This window comes from Streptomyces marianii, assembly GCF_005795905.1.
In the GTDB taxonomy this organism is placed as follows: domain Bacteria; phylum Actinomycetota; class Actinomycetes; order Streptomycetales; family Streptomycetaceae; genus Streptomyces; species Streptomyces marianii.
Window position 1 is genome coordinate 8,171,797 of sequence record NZ_VAWE01000001.1, and the last position, 19,013, is coordinate 8,190,809.

Below are 19,013 nucleotides of genomic sequence, written 5' to 3' on the forward strand. Positions count from 1 at the left end.
GCCGACCACCGAGCCACCGGAGAAGATGTGAAAGCACGCACACTCACCGTCGAGGGAGCCATCGAGTTCACCCCCCGCGTCTTCCCCGACGACCGGGGCAAGTTCATCTCGCCCTACCAGGAGGAGGCGTTCACCGAGGCCCACGGCGCTCCGCTCTTCCACGTCGCGCAGACCAACCACAGCGTGTCCCGGCGCGGCGTCGTACGCGGCATCCACTACACGGTGACCCCACCCGGCACCGCGAAGTACGTCCACTGTTCCCGCGGCAGTGCGCTGGACATCGTCGTCGACATCAGGGTCGGCTCACCCACGTTCGGCCGCTGGGACGCGGTACTGATGGACCAGCGCGACCACCGGGCCAGCTTCATTCCGGTGGGAGTGGGCCACGCCTTCCTGGCACTGGAGGACGACACCGTCATGTCGTACATGCTCTCCGAGTGCTACGTCCCCGAGAACGAACTCTCCCTCTCCGCACTCGACCCGGCCCTCGCACTGCCGATCACCACGGACACCGAGCCGATCCTCTCCGAGCGGGACCGCGCGGCGATCACCCTCGCCGAGGCCCAGCGGCAGGGCCTGCTGCCGGACTACGCCCGCTGCCGGCAGATCGAGAGGGGCTGGCTCGCGCCGGCGGGGCCCGTGCCGTAACGCCCGCGCACCCACGCGCGGTTCGTATCCCCCGGCGCACCCGGGAGCGCATGGGTCGTGCGGCGTCCGGCCCGGCCCACCGTCCGGGGCGGACGCCCGTCCCCACGCGAACGAGTGGGTCCCGACCGGCGCCCCGGCTCAGTGGCCCGCCCGCCGGGATGCTGTGACCGGCGGGTCCGCGCCCCGCCCGCATGCCTGCTTGCTGTCACCTGCCAACCAGAGAGGCCGTTTCCATGACCGACCCCGTCCAGACCCTGCCCGAGCCGGAAGCCGTCGGCAAGCTGTACGACCGGCTGACGCTGAGCGCGATGAACGACGGCACCTTCAACCCCAACGTCCACATCGGCTACTGGGACACACCGGACTCCGAGGCCACGATCGAGGAGGCGATGGACCGGCTCACGGACGTCTTCATCGAGCGGATGAGGGTGGACGACTCCTCCCACGTCCTCGACCTGGGCTGCGGGGTGGGCGGTCCCGGTCTGCGGGTGGTGACGCACACGGGCGCGCGGGTCACCGGCATCAGCATCAGCGAGGAGCAGATCAAGACCGCGGGTCGGCTGGCGGCCGAGGCCGGACTCGCCGACCGGGCGGTCTTCCAGCACGGCGACGCGATGCGACTTCCCTTCGCAGACGCGTCGTTCGACGCCGTGATGGCTCTGGAGTCCGTCTGCCACATGCCGGACCGGCAGCAGGTGTTCACCGAGGTGTGCCGGGTGCTCCGGCCCGGCGGCCGGATCGTCCTGACCGACGTGTTCGAACGTCACCCGCGCAAGGCGGTACGTCATCCGGGCATCGACAAGTTCTGCCACGACCTGATGTCGACCACGGCGGACATCGACGACTACGTCGCCCTGCTCCACCGCTCCGGCCTGCGGCTGCGCGAGATCCTCGACGTCACCGAGCAGACCACGCTGCGTCTCGCCGACGAACTGGGGAAGCTGGCGGCCGTCGAGGACCGCCCGGTGGCCATGGACGAGGGCAACTTCGACTTCGGCGACGACGCCTTCAAGCCGTCCGACCTGGCGGGTGCCGACGACTTCGGCTGCCTCCTGGTCACTGCCGAACGCCCCTGACCGGATGCGCGCGGGGAGGACGCACCCGCGCTCCCTCCCCGCGCGGTACGGACGGGCCGTGAGCCGAACGAGCAGGACGGATCCACGAGGAGAGGCAGGAACGAGATGACGCATTCCGGCGAGCGGACCGATGTGCTGATCGTGGGCGGCGGCCCGGTCGGGATGGCGCTGGCGCTGGACCTGACGTACCGCGGGGTCGACTGCATGGTCGTCGACGCCGGTGACGGACAGGTCCGGCATCCCAAGGTCAGCACGATCGGTCCGCGCTCGATGGAACTGTTCCGCCGCTGGGGCGTCGCGGACGCCGTCCGGGGGGCGGGCTGGCCCGCCGACCATCCTCTGGACATCGCCTGGGTCACCAGGGTGGGCGGTCACGAGGTGTACCGGTACCGCCGTGGCACCGCCGCGAGCCGACCGGCCTTCGTGCACACCCCCGAGCCCGACCAGATCTGTCCCGCACACTGGCTGACCCCGGTGCTGGCGCAGGCAGTGGGCGTCCACCCGGACGGCCCGCTGCGGTTCCGCACCACCGTCGACCACGTGCTGCCGGCCGACGACCACGTCGACGCCGCCCTCACCGACCAGGCCACCGGTACGACCGGCACCGTCCGGGCACGCTTCCTGGTCGCCTGCGACGGCGCCTCTTCCCCGATCCGCCGGGCCTGCGGCATCGAGGCACCGGGCCGTCACCGTACGCAGGTCTTCCGCAACGTCCTCTTCCGAGCCCCCGAACTCAAGGAGCGACTCGGCGACCGCGCCGCCCTCGTGTACTTCCTCATGCTGTCGTCCACGCTGCGCTTCCCCATGCGCTCGCTGAACGGCAGCGACCTGTACAACCTGGTCGTGGGCGCGGACGGCGACGGCGGGACCGGTGTCGACGCCATGTCCCTGATCCGCGAGGCCCTGGCCTTCCACACGCCGGTGGAACTGCTCGGCGACAGCGAGTGGCGTCTCACCCACCGGGTCGCCGACCGGTACCGGGCCGGGCGCGTCCTCCTCGCCGGCGACGCGGCGCACACCCTGTCGCCTTCCGGCGGCTTCGGGCTCAACACCGGTATCGCGGACGCCGCCGACCTGGGGTGGAAACTCGCCGCCACGCTGAACGGCTGGGCGGGACGGCACCTGCTCGACACGTACGACACGGAGCGCCGGCCGATCGCCCTGGAGAGCCTCGACGAGGCCAACACCAACCTTCAGCGCACCATGGGCAGGGAGGTACCACCCGAGATCCACCTGGACGGGCCCGAGGGCGAGCGGGCCCGCACCGAGATGGCCGGGCGGCTGGAGAGCAGCGGCGCGCAGCGGGAGTTCGACGCCCCGCAGATCCACTTCGGACTGCGCTACCGCTCGCCGGCGATCATCGACGACCCCGACGTACCGGTCCGCCACGGTCAGCCGGACGCCGACTGGCGGCCCGGCAGCGAGCCCGGCCACCGCGCCGCGCACGCCTGGTGGGACGCCGCCACCTCCACGCTCGACCTGTTCGGCCGGGGCTTCGTCCTGCTTCGCTTCGCGGACCACGACGACCTTCCGGCGTTCGAGGGCGCTTTCGCCGGGCGGGGCGTGCCGCTGACCGTGCATCAGGGCGGCGACCCGGAGATCGCCAAACTGTACGAGCGCGCCTTCGTGCTCGTACGCCCCGACGGCCATGTGGCGTGGCGCGGCGACGATCTCCCAGGGGACCCGGCGACCCTCGTCGACACGGTCCGGGGCGAGGGGGGCGAGGCCGCATCCGGCGAGGGGTGACCGCGCGGAGCACATGATGGGGCGAGGGCCACCCGCACGTACGGCAGTTGCCGAACGCGCTCCGGCCCGAACGGTCCGCGAGTGTGCAGGGCCCCGGAAGGCCGGGGTGGCGCGAGCGGGCACCGGAGTGCTCTCCGTCCACACCGCCGCGTATCCCTGCCGACGGCTCCACCGGGGTGAGAGCGAACGCCGGGACGGCGCGGCGGTGGGCCGGCCCACCCCGAGACGTGCCACCACGGCTCATGATTGGCGGTGAAGCCCGGTACAGCGGCCATCGACTGGATGATGAGGGGTACGGCGTACATGGATGTGGCCGGCAGCGGCGTCAGCGGGAACACGGCTGACGCACTGATGTATTTCTGGTTCTTCCTGGTCGTGCTGTCCACGGCCTACGTCGCCTACGACGCGTTCACCAAGAACCCCGAACTGACCGTGATGAAGTGGGGCTGGGTCCTGGTGACGCTCTACATCGGTCCGGTCGGCGCGGCACTCTACGTGCTCTCCTGCAAGGAACCCAGGCCGGGGACCCATGAGCGGTTCGTGGCACCCCTGTGGAAACAGGCTTTCGGGTCGACCATCCACTGTGTGGCCGGAGATGCCACCGGCATCATGATGGCCGCGGTGATCGCGTCGATGCTGGGCCTTCCTCCCTGGGGCGACAGCGTGCTCGAGTACGTTGTGGGTTTCGGCTTCGGACTGCTGATCTTCCAGGCCCTCTTCATGCGGGACATGCTCGGCGGAAGCTACCTCCGGGCCGTGCGCTCCACCGTGTTCGCGGAGTGGCTGTCGATGAACTGCGTGATGGGTGCCATGGTGGCCGTGCTCGTGATCATTCGGAGCCATGTGCCCGGTACCGACGACGCGGGCAGCGTCCGCTTCTGGGCCACGTTCTCCGTCGCGGTCCTGGCAGGGCTGGCCTTCGCCTACCCCGTGAACGTCTGGCTGGTGGCCAACCATCTGAAGCACGGCATGGGGACCGTACGGGCACTGGGCGAGGGCGGGGAAGCGGTCCCGGCGGCGACGGCGGCGCCGGTCTCGGCCGGCGCCGGAATGGACATGCCGCAGAGCGAGGTGACCGGGGAGCAGAAGGCCGCGATGGCGACGCTGACCCTCGTCTTCCTCGCCTCCGGTGTCCTGCTGGCGGGCATCTTCGGAGACCTCGGCTGACACGGCCCTGCTCTCCCGAAGCTACGGCGGAGTGACAAGTAGGCCTTTGTGGCGCATCTGGGGGGCGTCTCCCGTTGAGTGAGCTGCCGCGTGGTGGTCACGCGGCGACGACGAAGTCCTGCTGGTAGCGGGCGGTGTGCTGCCGTTCGTGTTCGAGTCGACCGTGATATTCCCAGCACGCGTCGAAGTCGCCGTTGTCGATCACGGCGCGTAGGAGGAGGACGGCTTCGGCGCCGGTCAGACTCCATCTCGCCCCGGTCACATCGAGCCGGTCCTTGATCAAGTAGCGGCAGCATCCCTCGATCACCCCGGTGGCGATCGGCCAGCCCAGGGCCAGCGCGAGGCCATAGCCGAGATTGGGCTGCTTCGCCTTCAGATAGGCGATGGCGCTTTGCAGGCCGGGCAGTTGAGCGGACCTGCTGTCCTCGTGGAGGCCGCGGGCCCGGGCGTGGGCGTTCAGGTCGGCCACGACGCGGCTGGCGTGACCTTCCAGGTTGGTGCGGGCCATGTCCGCGACGTGCGTCTGGCGGGCGGGGCATACCGCGCCAGCACCGCAAGCAGCTGCTCCCGAGCCTCGGCATCCGGCGGACGTTCACCCCGGCGCGCAGCCGGGACCACGGCAGAGGCCACCGCCACAGGCGAGGCCGGCACCGGCTCGACGCGCGGCAACTCACCCACGACCTGGCACGCCGTCGTCATACGGGCCAGCTCCCGCTCGCACGTCGCCAACAGAGCCGCGATCCGCTCCGCCTCCACCCGAAGCCGCTCGGCCTCACCACGGCAGGCCGCCTCCCGCTCCCGCAGAACTCCTCCTCACGAGGTTCGCACCGCAGGGGTGACCGCCGCGGACAACGGCACGAACGGCTCCAACCCCGGCCACAGACTGCCCGGGTGAGGAACACCAAGAAGATGCAGGGGCCCGCCACCGGCAGCCTTCGGCGACTGGGCTGTTCGGCGGCACCCGGGTCGGCTGACCGTGCCGTCGGCGCCCCGCCCGCAGCTCTGCTGGCACCCTGTCAGTATGTCCGACCCGGCCGCCGCGATGCCCCGGGCCGAGCTGACCCCCCGAGACGTCACGGTCATGGTGGTGGGCATCGTCCTGGGCATCGGCATCTTCAGGACGCCCTCGCTCGTCGCCCAGTACTCCGCCGACGAGACCGTCTTCGTGTCCCTGTGGCTGCTGGGCGGCCTCTTCACCCTGGCCGGAGCGCTCTGCTACGCCGAACTGGGTAGTGCGCGCCCGGACGCGGGCGGCGAGTACGCCTTCCTCCGCGCGGCCTACGGGCCCCGCCTCGCACTGTTGTTCGCCTGGGCGCGGTGCACGGTCATCCAGCCGGGCGCCATCGCCGCCGCGGCCTTCGTCACGGGCGACTACGCGAACGTGCTTCTGCCGCTGGGCCGGTACGGTCCCGGCGTCTACGCCCTCGCCTCGATCCTCCTGTTCACCCTGGTCAACCGGGTGGGAACGAGGCCGGGGAAGACCACCCAGAATGTCATCGGGGTGGCCGTCGTCCTGGCCGTCCTCGCCATCGTCGTCTCCGCGTTCCTCACCACCGGCCCGACGCCCCGTCAGGGCACCCCGCAGGACACGACCTGGGCCGGGATCGGCCTGGCCATGATGTTCATCCTCCTGACCTACGGGGGCTGGAACGAGGCCGCCTACCTCTCGGGCGAACTGCACGACGCCCGCCGCACCATGGCCCGGGCCCTGATCGCCGGCGTCCTGATCGTCATCGCGGTGTCCCTCGCGATCAACTTCGCCTATCTGCGCGTGCTGGGACTGGACGGCATCCGCGACTCCGACGTGGTGGGGGCCGCGATGATGCGCGCCGTCGCCGGCAGCACCGGCGAGGCCGTGATGAGCGTCGTCGTTGTGTTGTCCGCCCTCACCACGGTCAACGGACTGATCATCACCGGCTCGCGCTCCTACTACGTCCTCGGCCGCGACCTCGGGGCGCTGAAGTCCATCGGCCGGTGGCGGGAGCGCGGCTCGACCCCCGCCAACGCGCTCGTCCTCCAGGCTGCCGTCTGCGCGGCCCTGGTCGTCTTCGGATCCGCCACCCGGGCGGGCTTCCGGTCGATGGTCTCGTACACCGCGCCGGTGTTCTGGTTCTTCACGCTGCTGGTGGCGCTGTCGCTGTACGTCTTCCACCATCGGGGGACCGGTGGTAGACACCCCTACCGGACGCCGCTGCACCCTGTGACTCCGGCGTTCTTCGCCCTCGCCTGCCTCGGGGTGCTCTGGTCCAGCCTCCTCTACGCCGGCTGGGGCTCGGTCCTGGGCGTGGCGGTCCTCCTGGCCGGCACCCCCCTGCTCCTCGTCCGGACCGCCGGCTCAGACTCTGGCTGATCTCCCCAGGCCGCTCGGCTCTTGACGGCGTCCGCTCGTCGGCACCCGCCGGGCCGACCGGTGCCATGTGCAGTGTCATGTGCCTTACCACCCAACGGGTGTGTCATGAGAAGTTGCCGAGAAGACCTCATCGGATGAGATTGTGCAGGACGGGGATGCTGGCACCTGCGCTGGTCAGTCCGGCGATGATGGAGGCTGCCACGGGAGCGCCAGCGAGGACGGTGAGGCCGCCGATGACGAGGCCGATGACGAGGGCTGTGAGCAGAAAGACGGTGGTGTGCAGGGACGGGAGCGGCTGGGCGGCGGGGTCGCGCCAGCAGAGCCGCGATCCGCTTTACGGACTGTTCCGCAGGTGGCAGCGCCAGGGCGTATGGGCGCGGCTGCTGACGTTGTTGCAGGCGAGGGCCGACTCGTTCGGGCTGATCGACTGGGAAGTCAACGTCGACTCCACGGTCTGCCGGGCCCATCAGCATGCGGCCGGTGCCCGCCGCAACGGCGCTGGGCAGAAGGAACCGCCCGGCGGGGTCGGCCACGAGCCAGACGATCATGGGCTGGGCAGGTCCCGCGGTGGCTTCACCACGAAGATCCATCTGGCGTGCGAGCAGGGCCAGAAGCCGCTGTCGCTGCTGGTAACGGCGGGCCAGCGGGGCGACAGCCCGCAGTTCGAGCCGGTCCTCGAAGCCATCCGGGTGCCCAGGCCCGGCGGTGGGCGCCCCAGACGCAAACCGCTGCGGGTGCGGGGAGACAAGGCGTATTCCTCGCGTGCCAACCGCGCCTACCTGCGCAGACGCGGGATCCGGTGCACGATCCCGGAGCCGGCCGACCAGATCCGCAACCGCACCGCAAGCGCCCTCGGATCCTCCGGTGGCCGCCCGCCGGCTTTCGACCGGCAGGACTACAAGGCGCGTCACGCGGTGGAGTGCGGGATCAGCCGCCTCAAGCAGCACCGGGCTGTTGCGACCAGATACGACAAGCTCGCCGTGCGTTTCGAGGCGGCCGTTCACGTCGCGGCGATCAACCAGTGGGTGTGAACCCCGGCCGTCGGGCCGTGTCATCCCGGCCACCGGGAACGAGCAGCAGACTCAAGGGGAGGTCCCGTAGTCGCCGACTGGCCTGGCTACGGGCAGGTGGTCACCCTGAGCCAGGGCCGCCTGTCGCCCCGCATCCGTCCGATAATCGGTTGCCTTGTCGGAGACGCTCCCCAAAAGTGAGGCAGTGACCAAGACCGACGACATGCCTCCCATCGACGCGGCCCGCTGGCTGTACCTCTACGAGAACGACTGCCCCGCCCCGGCGGCGGCCGAACTTCCGGCCCTCGCCGCAGAACTGGCCGAGGCCCTCCGCCACCCGGACCCAAACATCCGCGACGGTGCCCCCTACGTGGTGCTGCGCACCTGGATCCAACGGGACGTCATCGACAAGCCGATGCGCACCCGGCTGGGCACTGTGATGGCCGACCGGTTCGACGACCCTGAGACCCAGGCACGTACCTTCGCCCCGCTCGTGCTCGACATGATCGTCGGTCGCGGCGACTTCGACCCGACGTGGCTCGCCGCCTTCCGGCGTTGGTTCCCCGCCGAGACGGACTTGCGCGGGTACGACCGCGAACTCGGCTGGCTCCACGCCGTCGCACACGGCGCCGACCTGCTGGGCGCCTTCGGGCTCCATCCGGAGGTCGACCCGAAGGAGATGCTAGACCTGGCGGCGGAGCGGCTCGTGGCCCCGACCGACGAGATCTTCGCCCAGCAGGAAGACGACCGCCTCGCCCAAGGCATCGCCCGCACGCTGACCCGCCCGGAACTCTCCGAGGCCGAGGCCACCGGCTGGCTGGACGCGATTGAGACGGACTTCGCAGCCGGCCGGCGCGGCGTTCCCACCGTGGCCGCGCACACCTCCAACGCCATGCGCACACTCAGGATGCTGTACCTCCTCGCCGACACCGGCGTCCGGATCGACGGCGCCCCCGCCCCCGTACACCCCCCGCACGCAGAAGGGCTGAAGCGGCGCCTGACGGAGGTACTGGCCCTGGTCTTCCAGGGGGCATGACCGCAGGTGCCACCGAGGGGCGCCCATCTCCCAGAGACGTGAGGCGTTCCCATCGATGGGCACTCGACACTAACCAGACCAGCCAGCCCAATGGTTCCTAAAACACGGCCTAACGACAAGGTCATGCCCGGTTTGCAGGTTTCCCAACGGAGTCTGTGAGGGACAAGATTGTGTGGAAGACCGCGGGCTCCGCCGACGGGTGAAGGTTCATGCCGGCAACGGCAGGCCGCTCAGCTCCATCCGCGACGTCCCTGCCGGACGGAGCGCACCCCGGCCCCTCGAGGGCCGCCACCTCCCGGAAGGGCTCCCTCCTCGATGGCCTTTCGGACATACGGGCAGCGGCGCCGGTCGTGGGCTCGTCAAGGGCTCTGGACGAACCGCAGGTCACAGACATCCGCGGTACGTCCGATCTTCGACGCGGTGAGGGGGGCGCACTTGCCCCCCGGTCGACCCGGCTGCGAGCATCCGAGCGCGCGCTGCGGCGACCGGAGCACGGGACAGACGCCGGTCGACCCCCCACCCGTTGGTTCTGCCCGTCGGACGACCAACACAGGAGTGCCTCCATGCTGCGCTCGAAACTCCGGTCCCTGTCAGTCGGCGTCGGCTCGGCCGTCGCCATGGTGGGTGTCGCCCTCGCCCCCACTACGGCATCCGCTGCCCCGGCGCTCCCGTCGCACACCGCGGCCGGCCCTTCAAGCACCCCCTCGCACACGGCCGCCGCCGGGTTCTGGTCGTGCACGGTCCCGCCCGGCTACACGTACAGCAACACCCAGAACACCCTGTCGTGTTCGACCAGTGGCGGGTTCCGGACGATGTACTACGTGCAGCCCCCGGCGGACGGTCTGTGGGCCTGCACCACCATGCCGGGCTTCACCTACAGCAACACCCAGAACACCCTGTCGTGCTCGACCAGCGGTGGGTTCCGCACCATGTACTACCTGCGTACGCCCAAGACGGGCCTGTGGGCCTGCACGGTCCCGCCCGGCTTCACCTACACCAGCACTCAGAACACCTTGTCGTGTTCGACCAGCGGTGGGTTCCGCACCATGTACTACCTTCGGGCCCTCTGACCTCCCGCTCCGCGCGCCGCTCCGGGCGGCGCGCGGAGCGGCGCGGTCGTCGTCGGCCTCGGTGCTCCGGCCGAAGGCCAGACCGCGATCCTTCCGCGATCGCTGCCGGTCCGGCGTACGGCGGACCGGCCGGCACCGGACTGCTGAACATCCCTGCGGCCCGGATCCCTTGGACCGGTACCGCCCCCCGATCCTCCACGGCGGCGCATTCGCGACGGCGGAGCGCTGCGTCTGATCGAATGAACAAGCGCGCTGATACGCTCCGGCCATGTCGTCCGAAAAGCCTTCCCTGCCGGCCCGCCCCTATGGGAGCAAACGCCGGCCGAGAACTCTCCTCGCGGCATATCTCGGGCTGTTCGTCGTCAATGTCAACGTCCTGATCACCTACGTCGGGCTCTTCGACATACAGCGTCGTCTGGGCATGGGGGAATCCGACCTGCAATGGCTCGTGGGGGTCTACAGCATCGGTATGGCGTCGGCCACGATGATCAGCGCCACACTGGCGGACGTCTACGGCAGGAAAATCGTCTACGCGGTGAGCCTGAGCGTCTATGTCGCGTGCTCGCTGGTCGCCGCCACAACGTCAAGCGTGCTCGTCCTGGTGGTGGCGAGAGGAGTTCAGGGGGTTTCGGCCGCTGCGGTCATTGTCACCTCGCTCGCCCTTGTGAGCAGGGTGAGCACCACCCCGGAGGCGAGAACGAAGGCTGTCGGAACCTGGGTTGCCGTGGGAAGCGTGGCAGTGGCCATGGGGCCGCCCGTGGGAGGAATCCTGGTTCAGTTCATGGGCTGGCGCGCCCTCTTCTTCGCTACGGTTCCGCTGTGCGTCGTCGTGCTGGTCATCACACTCCGCTGGGCGTCCGAATCACAAGACGTGTGCATCCGCAGATTTGACTGGACGGGCCAGTTCTTCTTCATCACGACAGTGGCGTCACTGGCCTTCGTGATGATCCAGGGGCCGTCCTTCGGATGGCGCTCGAGTGTCACGCTCTCGCTGCTCGGGCTGAGTGTGCTGGGATTCCTCGCCTTTGTGGTCCGTGAATCGCGTGCCCGTTATCCCATGCTCGACGTCTCGCTGTTCCGTAGCCGGTTGTACTCGCTCGCCGTGGCCACGGTGTTTTTCGCTGCCTTCTGCAACGAAGGGGCGTTCTTCGTCGTGATGCAGTACTACCGCAGTATTCGAGAGTATTCCCCAGTGGCGGTCGGGTTCCTCGTCCTTCCGTTCGCCGCCGGATATGCGGCGGTCGCTCTGAGGGCCGCAAGGCTGCGGAGGAGATTCGGCCTGCGGCGCTTGCTCCTGTCCGGTCAGGCGGGTCTGCTGCTCGGTCTGCTCACCATGGTGTTCGGCTTTCCCGTGGGCAGAGGCACGGTCCTGCTCGGCATGGCCGTCGTCGGTATGGCTTCGGCCCTGGTCATCACTCCGGTTGTGGCACTGGTGCTGGAGGTCATGCCGCCGGACCGGTCGGGCATGGCGTCCGGAATCGTGAACACCCAGCAACCTCTCGGCGGGGCGATGAGCTTCGCCGCACTCGGCACGGTGATGACCGTGTGGCTGGGAGTCACCCTCGGCAGGGACATCGAGCAGGTGATTCCCGATCCGGCCGAGAGCATCGGCGCCAGCCGGGAGATCATTCTGCACGCGGATCCACACACGCATGTGTCGATGAGCGCCCCCGGCGCTCAGATCCGCCACTTCGACGCGCGCCTCGCGGACATCGCAGAGCGGAACTTCATCCAGGCCGGCCAGGTCAGCCTGGGAGTCGCGGCGCTCATCGCCGCCGCCGTTCTCGCCGTGCTCTTCGCGGCGTTCCCCGGCGACGCCGACCGCCCCTGAAACCGGCCGTGCGCCCGGGGCACGACCGGGTGGACGGCCGGGAGTGCCGCGGTGGGCCGGGAGTGCGACGGTGGGGCGGGCAGGGGCGAAGCGCGGCGTCGGGGATTCGGCACCCGCGCCGCGACGCCGTGTCCCCGCGCGTGTCGCCGCGGGATCTCGACCGGAAGCGGGGGAACGCGTGATCTGCCGGTGCCCAGAAGGCACCGGCAGATCAGTGGGCGGAACCGTCAGAAGGTCAGGCCCCAGGAGTCGATGTACCCGGTGTCGCCCGAGTAGACATCGGACACCCGCAGCTTCCAGGTGCCGTTCGCCGCGACCCCGGAGGCGTCGACGGTGTAGGTGGTGAGCAGGTTCGCGGTGCTGTCGCCGGACGCTTCCTTCAGGCGCGCCGACGAGCCGTTCGGGGCGACGATCTCGATGATCAGGTCACCGCGGTAGGTGTGCTTGATGTCCACGTCGATCTTCAGGCTCGACGGGGCGTTGCCGCTGCGCCCGGTCACCGACACGGACGAGGTCACCCAGCTGCCGTTGTCGGGGATGCTGACGTCGGCGGTGTTGCGGAAGACGTTCGAGCCCGTGGGCGTGCCGCCGCCGGCGCCGAGAGCGGCACCCGCGTCGGCGAGGCCGGCGCCGCAGCCACCGGAGCAGGAACCCGGCAGCGTGCGGGCCTTGCTCTTGATCGTCGACTCGATCTGCGCCGGGGTCAGGGACGGGTTGGCGTCGACCATCAGCGCGGCGAGGCCGGCGATGTGCGGGGCGGCCATGCTGGTGCCCTGGTAGGCGACGTAGTTCTCGCTCCCGACACTGCGCGAACCGCTGTTGAGCGTGGAGAGGATGCCGTTGGAGCTGCTCGGCGAGGTCTCGCCACCGGGGGCGGTGATGTCGACGACGGTGCCGTAGTTGGAGTAGTAGGCGCGGTTGCCCTGGCGGTCGCTCGCGGCGACGGTGATGACGTTGCTGCAGCTGGCCGGGTTGAAGTAGGCGGCGTTGGCGTTGTCGTTGCCCGCGGCGACGACGATCGTGGTCCCGCGGCCCACGGCCGCGTTGATCGCGCTCTGGGTGCCGGAGTCGCAGCCGCCCTCGCCGCCGAGGCTCATGTTGATGACGTCCGCGGGGTACGGGTTGTTCGCCACCCCCTGCACGGAGCCGCCGGACGCCCAGGTGATGGCGTCGATGATGTCGGACGTCATCCCACCGCACTTGCCGAGCACGCGCACCGGCTGGATGGTCGCGTCGTGGGCGATGCCCACCACGCCCTTGCCGTTGTCCGCGGCCGCGGCGATCGTGCCCGCGACGTGCGTGCCGTGCCAGGAGTTGTCGATGTCCTGCCCCGGCACGGGCAGGCCGGCCTCGTCGACACCGCACTCGCCGCGGTCCATCCAGTCGCCGGGGTCGGCCGCGTTGCCGTCCCTGCCGCCGCCGTCCTGGGCGATGAACGGGTCGGAGATGAAGTCGTAGCCGCTGACGACGTTGGCGGCGAGGTCCGAGTGCGCGACGTAACCGGTGTCGATCACGGCGACCTTGACGCCCTGTCCGGTGGCCTTGTCCCAGGCCGCGGGAACGTTCATGCCCGCGGTGCTCTCGAAGAGGTCCCACTGGCGGCTGTACTCCGTGTCGTTCGGGGAGACGGCCGTGGCGTACATACGGGTGTCCGGGACGACGTAGGCCACGTCGGGGTCGGCGCGGAAGGCTTCCATGACGTCGGAGGCTTCGCCCTCGTCCAGCTTGCCGCCGAGGTCGAGAAGGGCGGCGCCGGTGCCGAGGCGGCGGTCGAAGCCGACCGACTCACCGGCCTTCTTCCCCTTGGCCTGGGCGTCCTTGTCCGCGGCGGAGTCCGATGCGGCCTCCGCCGCGCGGGACTTGTATCCGACGATCAGGCGTTCGACGGGCGTTTCCGCGGTGGAGCTCGCCGCGGGGGCGGCGGGCTGCGGGGAGGGGGTTGCGGCGGAGGTTGCGGCTCCCGTGGCGAGAAGTGCGGTGGTCGTCACCGCGAGCACGGATATGCGAAAGGGTCTTGAACGGTTCAAGGCGTTGCCTTTCCGGTCTGCTCCCGGCAGGTCGGACCGAATGGGTTGGTTCGGTCATGACAAGCCGGCCCCTGGCCGCGTCAGGGTGATGTGGGGGTCTGTCCAGCCGGGCGGGGCCTCGTGGGAGACCCCGCACACGGCGCAGGCCGGCCGGCGTGCATCAGGTGGTACCTCGCGGCGGATGCAGGTCGACCGGGCAAGTGGAAGGAACCTACGGCCGGAGTCCGCGTACGAATATCCGGGGCCCGGGTACTACGGATACGTGATTAACCTCTGACCAGGCGCTTGCCTGTCCGATTGATCATCGAATGCGCGTGTCATGGTGCGGATCGATCCGAGCGCACAAGCGTATACGCGGAGATGCGGTGACCCGTGAGTGCACGCAGGGATGCGAAGCCGAGGCCGCGCACGGATACGAAGCGGATCGGTCAGGCGTCGCCTGGAGCGCCGACCGTGGCGATCCGCGTCCGCTCCGGCCCCTCCGGCGCGGCCGGCCCCCGCCACTCGGCGAGCTCCTGGCGAGAGGGCGTCCCCTGCTTCCGCATGGCCCGGGCGACGTGCTGCTCGACCGTACGCGGTGACAGATGCAGGATCCCCGCGATCTCCTTGTTGGTGAGCCCGGCCGCCGCGAGCTCGGCGACCTCCCGTTCGCGCGGGGAGAGTTGACCCCCGTACGCGGGACGACCCGGCGGACGGCCCTCCTTGGCCGGCTGGTGACGGCGGAGCACGGCGCGGGCACGGGCGGCATCCCACACCGCGCCGAGCTCGGTGAACAGAGCCGTGCAGGACGTCAGTTCGTCGACGGCGAGGGCGGCGGCCGCTCCGGGATCGTCCTGCCGCTCGGACGAATCACGGACGTCCGCCCCGAACGCCTCGAGCGTGCAGCGTGCCGCTCCCTCGGCGGCCAGCGCCCGCGCGTAGGGGCGCGGTGCGCGATCGAAGGCCGCGGCGGCCTCACGGTACAGGGGGACGGCGTCCAGCGGGCGGCCGTCCACCTCGGCCAGTGCCGCCCGGCTCCAGCTCAACGCGGCCGTGGCGGAGGGCGCGTCCACCCCGGCCAAGCCGGACGACAACTCCTCGACCATGGCACGGGCCGCAGCCACCTCGCCCGCCCGGGCCACCGCCTCGACGGCCCAGGGAGCCAGCTCCGCGGCCCACACCCACACGCCCTTCGCCGCGGCCTTCCGCCAGGCGCTCCCGGCCTCCTCGGCCGCCGCCGGCACGTCCTGACGGGCCAGCGCCAACCGGATCAGGGCTCCGGACGTGGCGGCGGCATGCGGCGCGGCGGCATGCTCGGCCGAGGACGCGTCAGGGCCGGCCAGCCACGAGAGCGCGGCGCCCCAGTCGCCCTGGGCGAGGGCGAGCATCCCGCGGACCATGCGCGCGTCCGCACTGATGACCGGCATGTCGGCGGTCGCGGCGACGAACTCCTCGCAGCGCTCCGCCAGCCCCGCCCAGCGCCCGGTGAACCACTCCAGCAGCAGCCTCGCGCCCAGGGCGGTGTGCTCGGTGTACGGGGCACCACTGCGTGCCGACAGCTCGAGCCCCTCGTGCAGCAGGTCCTCGGCCCCTGCGAAGTGGCCGAGCCACACCGCCGAGTCGGCGGCGTTGCACAGCCCGCGGGCGGCGTGCCGGCGGATGCCGGGGTCGGGGTGGTCGGTGGGCAGCGACTTCAGCAGGTCCCAGCCCTCGGGGTCACCGCAACTCATCGCCAGCCCGGCGCGGTTGGCCCGCACCGCCGTGCGGACGACTTCGTCACCGCTGTCGTCCGCGGCCACCGCGGCACCCTCGAGCCATGCGCGGTGGACGTCGATGGAGGAGCCGGGCCAGTACGGCATCGCGAGCGCCGACATGGCACGTGCGGACAATCCGGGGCGCTCGCTGCGAAGTTCGGCGGCGGCACGCTCCAGCTCGGTCCACCCGGTGCCGCCCATCCCGACCTGATTGCACAGCAGCAGTCCCAGGTCGAGACGGATCTCGCCGCGCAACACGGCGGGAAGGCTCTCGTCCTCCACGATCTGCGAGAGCACCTCGACGGTCTGGTCCGAGCGCAGCCCGTTGACAGCGATGTCAGCCAGTCGCGGCGCCAGCCCGGCCCGGGCGGCACGGGGTATTTCCGGCGACGCGAGGGCCTCCTCCAGCAGCTTGATCGCTGCCTGGTGGTCTCCGGCCCCGGTGGCCAGGGCAGCGGCCCGTTCCACGGCACGCAACCAGGCCTTGACCCGGCCGGCCTCCCGGCGGTGCCGCGCGAGCGACATCCAGGGCACGGGCTGCCTGCGCACCAGCACGTCGGCGGCCCTCGCATGCAGTTCCTGCCGTACGGGGCCGGGCAGCACCCGGCGCACGGCGCGCGCGGCGAGCGGGACGGGCCACCCGTACCGGAGGCCCGCGTACTCGGCGAGCACGGCCGCATCGAGCGCTCCGGCCAGCGCGTCGTCGAGCACGGGGTTCCGCCCGGCTCTCCCCGCGGGCGCGGTTCCGTTCTCGCAGGCGCCGCCGGGCGGCCGACCGGACGTCGCCCCCTCGGCGACCGTCAGCAGTTCCTCCCGCGTCACCGGCTCTCCCAGCACCGCGGCGGCCCACACCACGGCCCGCTGCGACGCGGGCAGCGAGGCCGTCCGGCTCAGCGCCAGTTCGGCGAGGCGGACGGGCACGCCCGCGGCGTCCACGTCGGCCGCGGTGTACCGCTGCAGGTCCCGTTCGCCCAGTACCACCAGCAGGTCCGTCACCACCTGCGCCACACCACCGGACTGCTCGTGCAGCCGGACGACGGCCTCGGGTGAGCATCGGTCGCCGAGGGCGGCCGCCGCGGTCCGCTGCACCTGCTCGGTGGTCCACGGCGTGACCCGGTGCTCGAGGACGACCATGTCGCGCGGGTAGCGCAGTGGCGGGGTGCCCAGCGGCAGACCGGGGTGGGGCAGTTCCTCGGGCCGGTAGAGCACCACGGTCGCGCGCGAGGGTCGGGACCGTTCCAGCAGCAGGCGCAGTGCGCTGCGTTCGGCGGCGTCCGCGCGGTGCAGGTCGTCGACCAGGAGCAGGACCGGCCCGTCGCCTGCCGGCTCGGGCGCGGCGGCGCCCTCGCCGCAGGTCCAGGTGAGCACCTCGGCGCCGGTGGCCTCGGGCAGATCGGCGAGACGCCGTGCGAGGTGGCTCTTTCCGGTGCCGGCGGCTCCGGCCGCAAGGACGAGCAACGGCTCGGCCGTCTCCGACGCGAGGGTCCGTCGCAGCCTGCGCTCCCAGACCGGTGTACTCATGCTGCCTGCCCCCTCACTGACGGCCCCCTCAGCGCCCTTGGCCATATGCCGGCCCCAAGTGTGCCGCATCGCTCGTACGTTCGGTCGAGGAGTCGGGCGGGCCCGCGTCCCGGCAGCTGCCCTCGACCGGACGCCGACGTCCTTCGCGCACGGCGCGGCCGGCCGGTGGGCGGACCGTGACGGCGCGGGTGCGGCGAGCTTCAAAGGGGATTCTCATCTCGCTCCCAGCTCGGCCACAGCCTCGTGTCCGATCTTCGAAGACGACACGGATCCCGGAAGCGGAGGAGTTTTCCATGATGACCAAGAGAGCTCGAGTGGGTCTCGCCATCGCAGGAGTCGCGAGCGTGGGGCTGCTGTTCCCCGCCGTGGCGCTCGCAGAGGACAGCGCTCCGGCCACTGCGACGGAGTCGACCGCGCCTTCCGGTGACACGCCGAATCCGCGGGAGGAGCGCAGGGAGGCCCGGAAGGACCGCATGGAGGAGCGCCAGGAGGAACTGGCGGCCGCTCTGGCGAAGGAACTGGGCGTGTCCGAGGACAAGGTGAAGGCGGCGCTGGAGAAGATCCGCAGCGAGAGGCAGCAGGAGCACAAGGAGGAGCGCGAGAAGCGTCTCTCGGAGCGTCTCGAGAAGGCCGTGTCCGAAGGGAAGATCACCCAGGAGCAGGCCGACGCCATCCTCAAGGCCGCGGAGAGCGGCGTCCTGCCCGGAGGCCCGGGCGGGGGACCCGGTCGCGCCCACGGCTGAGATCGCGGCCGTCCCTCCCCCTACCCGGGCGCGGGGCGGCCGCTGAGCGCATGCGTCGGCCCTGCCGGACGGGACGGCCTACGACGGGTGGTCAGGGCTGTCCCATCCGCCGGGGCCGGGGCCCCGGAAGCCGGTTCCTCGAACTCGGTGAGGTGGCCCCGGCGATGCGGTACCGCACGAGCGCTCCCAGCCCGTCCTGGGGCGAACCGACACCGGTCAGGACCACCACCTCCACCACGAGTTCGGCGTCGAGACCGATGCCGCCCCGGGGCCACCGTGCCCCTCGTCGCTTCGCACTCGTGTCGCAGCTGCCCGGGCCGCGGGAAAGGGCTCCCCGGCCGGGGTGCGGCTGCGGGGGCTCAGCCCCCTGGGTCCGTCCGTCAGAAGGGCGCGCGGGGGCATGACGCAGCTGGGCGTCCGCCCGGCGCGACGCCGGAGCGGAACGGAGCGGCTCCTCCCACCGGCGTCACGACATCCTCGGCCCGGTGGCCGAGCGGCGGTTGCGGAAGGACCGGGCACGCGGTCGTCGAGGAGGGTGACAGGACGATCTGGGCGGCGTACCGGCCGTGGGAGGCACGAACGGCCGCGGCGACGCGCGACCCGCACCCGGTCGACGGAAGGACACTCTGTGTCTTGTTTCGGTAACAGGGCGCACGGGTGAGGTGCTCGCCGCTAGCCTGAAACGGATCGACCATCCGTCCCTCCGCGGCAGTTTCGAACAGGGATTCGCATGTCATTGCAGACTTCGCCACGCGTGGGCGCTCTGGGCGCATCGGTGTGCGCGGCCCGCCCGGCGTGGACCGCGGAGGCGTCCTTCGTCGGAGAACGCCGTACCGCGGTGCGAAGTCCTGTCCGCTGAGGGGATGCTGGCTGCGGGATTGGGCCATGGGGTTGGCTCGATTCCCGTGCTGGTGCAGAAAGAATTCCCGTTCCTGGCGTCATGTTTTCGTGGACGCGCAGGGTTAGCCCGAAAGTGAACGTGTCCCGCGTCGTGCCTGTAGAAGACATTTCGAAAACAGCTCCCCCGACCGGCATTCCTCGTACAGTGGGGGAGG

At 70.9% G+C, this 19,013-nt stretch carries 13 protein-coding genes; 10 read left to right on the plus strand and 3 right to left on the minus strand.

Annotated features, from left to right (window positions below):
* Positions 1-27 precede the first annotated feature (27 nt).
* The 4 genes from FEF34_RS36820 (at position 28) to FEF34_RS36835 (ending at position 4,637) form a co-directional block, all read left to right on the plus strand.
* On the plus strand, positions 28-648 hold the full coding sequence (locus tag FEF34_RS36820) for a dTDP-4-dehydrorhamnose 3,5-epimerase family protein (protein ID WP_138057031.1): 621 nt from the start codon (positions 28-30) through the stop codon (positions 646-648).
* Positions 649-881: 233 nt separating this feature from the next.
* On the plus strand, positions 882-1,724 hold the full coding sequence (locus FEF34_RS36825; RefSeq protein ID WP_138057032.1) for an SAM-dependent methyltransferase: 843 nt from the start codon (positions 882-884) through the stop codon (positions 1,722-1,724).
* Positions 1,725-1,829: 105 nt separating this feature from the next.
* Positions 1,830-3,470, plus strand: a complete 1,641-nt coding sequence (locus FEF34_RS36830; RefSeq protein ID WP_138057033.1) for an FAD-dependent monooxygenase — start codon at positions 1,830-1,832, stop codon at positions 3,468-3,470.
* Positions 3,471-3,722: 252 nt separating this feature from the next.
* Positions 3,723-4,637, plus strand: coding sequence for a DUF4396 domain-containing protein (locus tag FEF34_RS36835; RefSeq protein ID WP_234042821.1), 915 nt, complete (start codon positions 3,723-3,725; stop codon positions 4,635-4,637).
* Positions 4,638-4,734: 97 nt separating this feature from the next.
* Here the strand turns inward: FEF34_RS36835 and FEF34_RS44395 are convergent, their stop codons facing one another.
* Positions 4,735-5,145 (minus strand): hypothetical protein, encoded by a 411-nt coding sequence (locus FEF34_RS44395; protein WP_407698331.1) that lies wholly within the window; start codon positions 5,143-5,145, stop codon positions 4,735-4,737.
* Positions 5,146-5,658: 513 nt separating this feature from the next.
* Between FEF34_RS44395 and FEF34_RS36845 the strand changes: the two genes are divergently transcribed.
* The 5 genes from FEF34_RS36845 to FEF34_RS36865 all read left to right on the plus strand — a co-directional run bounded on the left by FEF34_RS36845 (position 5,659) and on the right by FEF34_RS36865 (position 11,934).
* A complete protein-coding gene (locus FEF34_RS36845) occupies positions 5,659-6,987 on the plus strand; it encodes an APC family permease (protein WP_199800726.1) in 1,329 nt (442 codons plus the stop codon).
* A gap of 185 nt (positions 6,988-7,172) precedes the next feature.
* On the plus strand, positions 7,173-8,018 hold the full coding sequence (locus tag FEF34_RS36850) for an IS5 family transposase (RefSeq protein ID WP_407698375.1): 846 nt from the start codon (positions 7,173-7,175) through the stop codon (positions 8,016-8,018).
* Positions 8,019-8,202: 184 nt separating this feature from the next.
* Positions 8,203-9,033, plus strand: a complete 831-nt coding sequence (locus FEF34_RS36855; RefSeq protein WP_199800727.1) for a DUF2785 domain-containing protein — start codon at positions 8,203-8,205, stop codon at positions 9,031-9,033.
* 563 nt (positions 9,034-9,596) lie between these two features.
* Entirely contained in the window at positions 9,597-10,103 is a 507-nt protein-coding gene (locus tag FEF34_RS36860) for a hypothetical protein (protein WP_138057035.1), read from the plus strand.
* Positions 10,104-10,371: 268 nt separating this feature from the next.
* Positions 10,372-11,934: an MFS transporter gene (locus FEF34_RS36865; RefSeq protein ID WP_138057036.1), complete on the plus strand. Its 1,563-nt coding sequence runs from the start codon at positions 10,372-10,374 to the stop codon at positions 11,932-11,934.
* A 227-nt stretch (positions 11,935-12,161) separates the two neighbouring features.
* Here the strand turns inward: FEF34_RS36865 and FEF34_RS36870 are convergent, their stop codons facing one another.
* Both FEF34_RS36870 and FEF34_RS36875 read right to left on the minus strand, forming a co-directional pair.
* The gene (locus FEF34_RS36870; RefSeq protein ID WP_138057954.1) at positions 12,162-13,931 is read right to left on the minus strand and encodes a S8 family serine peptidase; all 1,770 of its coding nucleotides are present in this window, start codon (positions 13,929-13,931) and stop codon (positions 12,162-12,164) included.
* A gap of 458 nt (positions 13,932-14,389) precedes the next feature.
* Positions 14,390-17,215, minus strand: a complete 2,826-nt coding sequence (locus FEF34_RS36875; protein WP_138057037.1) for a helix-turn-helix transcriptional regulator — start codon at positions 17,213-17,215, stop codon at positions 14,390-14,392.
* A gap of 293 nt (positions 17,216-17,508) precedes the next feature.
* Between FEF34_RS36875 and FEF34_RS36880 the strand changes: the two genes are divergently transcribed.
* Complete coding sequence (locus FEF34_RS36880) at positions 17,509-17,958, plus strand: hypothetical protein (protein WP_234042823.1); 450 nt, start codon at positions 17,509-17,511, stop codon at positions 17,956-17,958.
* Positions 17,959-19,013: the final 1,055 nt, after the last annotated feature.

What these genes read in the sequence shown, in the direction of transcription:
- FEF34_RS44395 (WP_407698331.1), bottom strand. Translation starts at nt 5,145, where the DNA reads ATGGCCCGCACCAACCTGGAAGGTCACGCCAGCCGCGTCGTGGCCGAC.
- FEF34_RS36880 (WP_234042823.1), top strand. Translation starts at nt 17,509, where the DNA reads ATGATGACCAAGAGAGCTCGAGTGGGTCTCGCCATCGCAGGAGTCGCG.
- FEF34_RS36860 (WP_138057035.1), top strand. Translation starts at nt 9,597, where the DNA reads ATGCTGCGCTCGAAACTCCGGTCCCTGTCAGTCGGCGTCGGCTCGGCC.
- FEF34_RS36845 (WP_199800726.1), top strand. Translation starts at nt 5,659, where the DNA reads ATGTCCGACCCGGCCGCCGCGATGCCCCGGGCCGAGCTGACCCCCCGA.
- FEF34_RS36875 (WP_138057037.1), bottom strand. Translation starts at nt 17,215, where the DNA reads ATGAGTACACCGGTCTGGGAGCGCAGGCTGCGACGGACCCTCGCGTCG.
- FEF34_RS36865 (WP_138057036.1), top strand. Translation starts at nt 10,372, where the DNA reads ATGTCGTCCGAAAAGCCTTCCCTGCCGGCCCGCCCCTATGGGAGCAAA.
- FEF34_RS36850 (WP_407698375.1), top strand. Translation starts at nt 7,173, where the DNA reads ATGATGGAGGCTGCCACGGGAGCGCCAGCGAGGACGGTGAGGCCGCCG.
- FEF34_RS36830 (WP_138057033.1), top strand. Translation starts at nt 1,830, where the DNA reads ATGACGCATTCCGGCGAGCGGACCGATGTGCTGATCGTGGGCGGCGGC.
- FEF34_RS36825 (WP_138057032.1), top strand. Translation starts at nt 882, where the DNA reads ATGACCGACCCCGTCCAGACCCTGCCCGAGCCGGAAGCCGTCGGCAAG.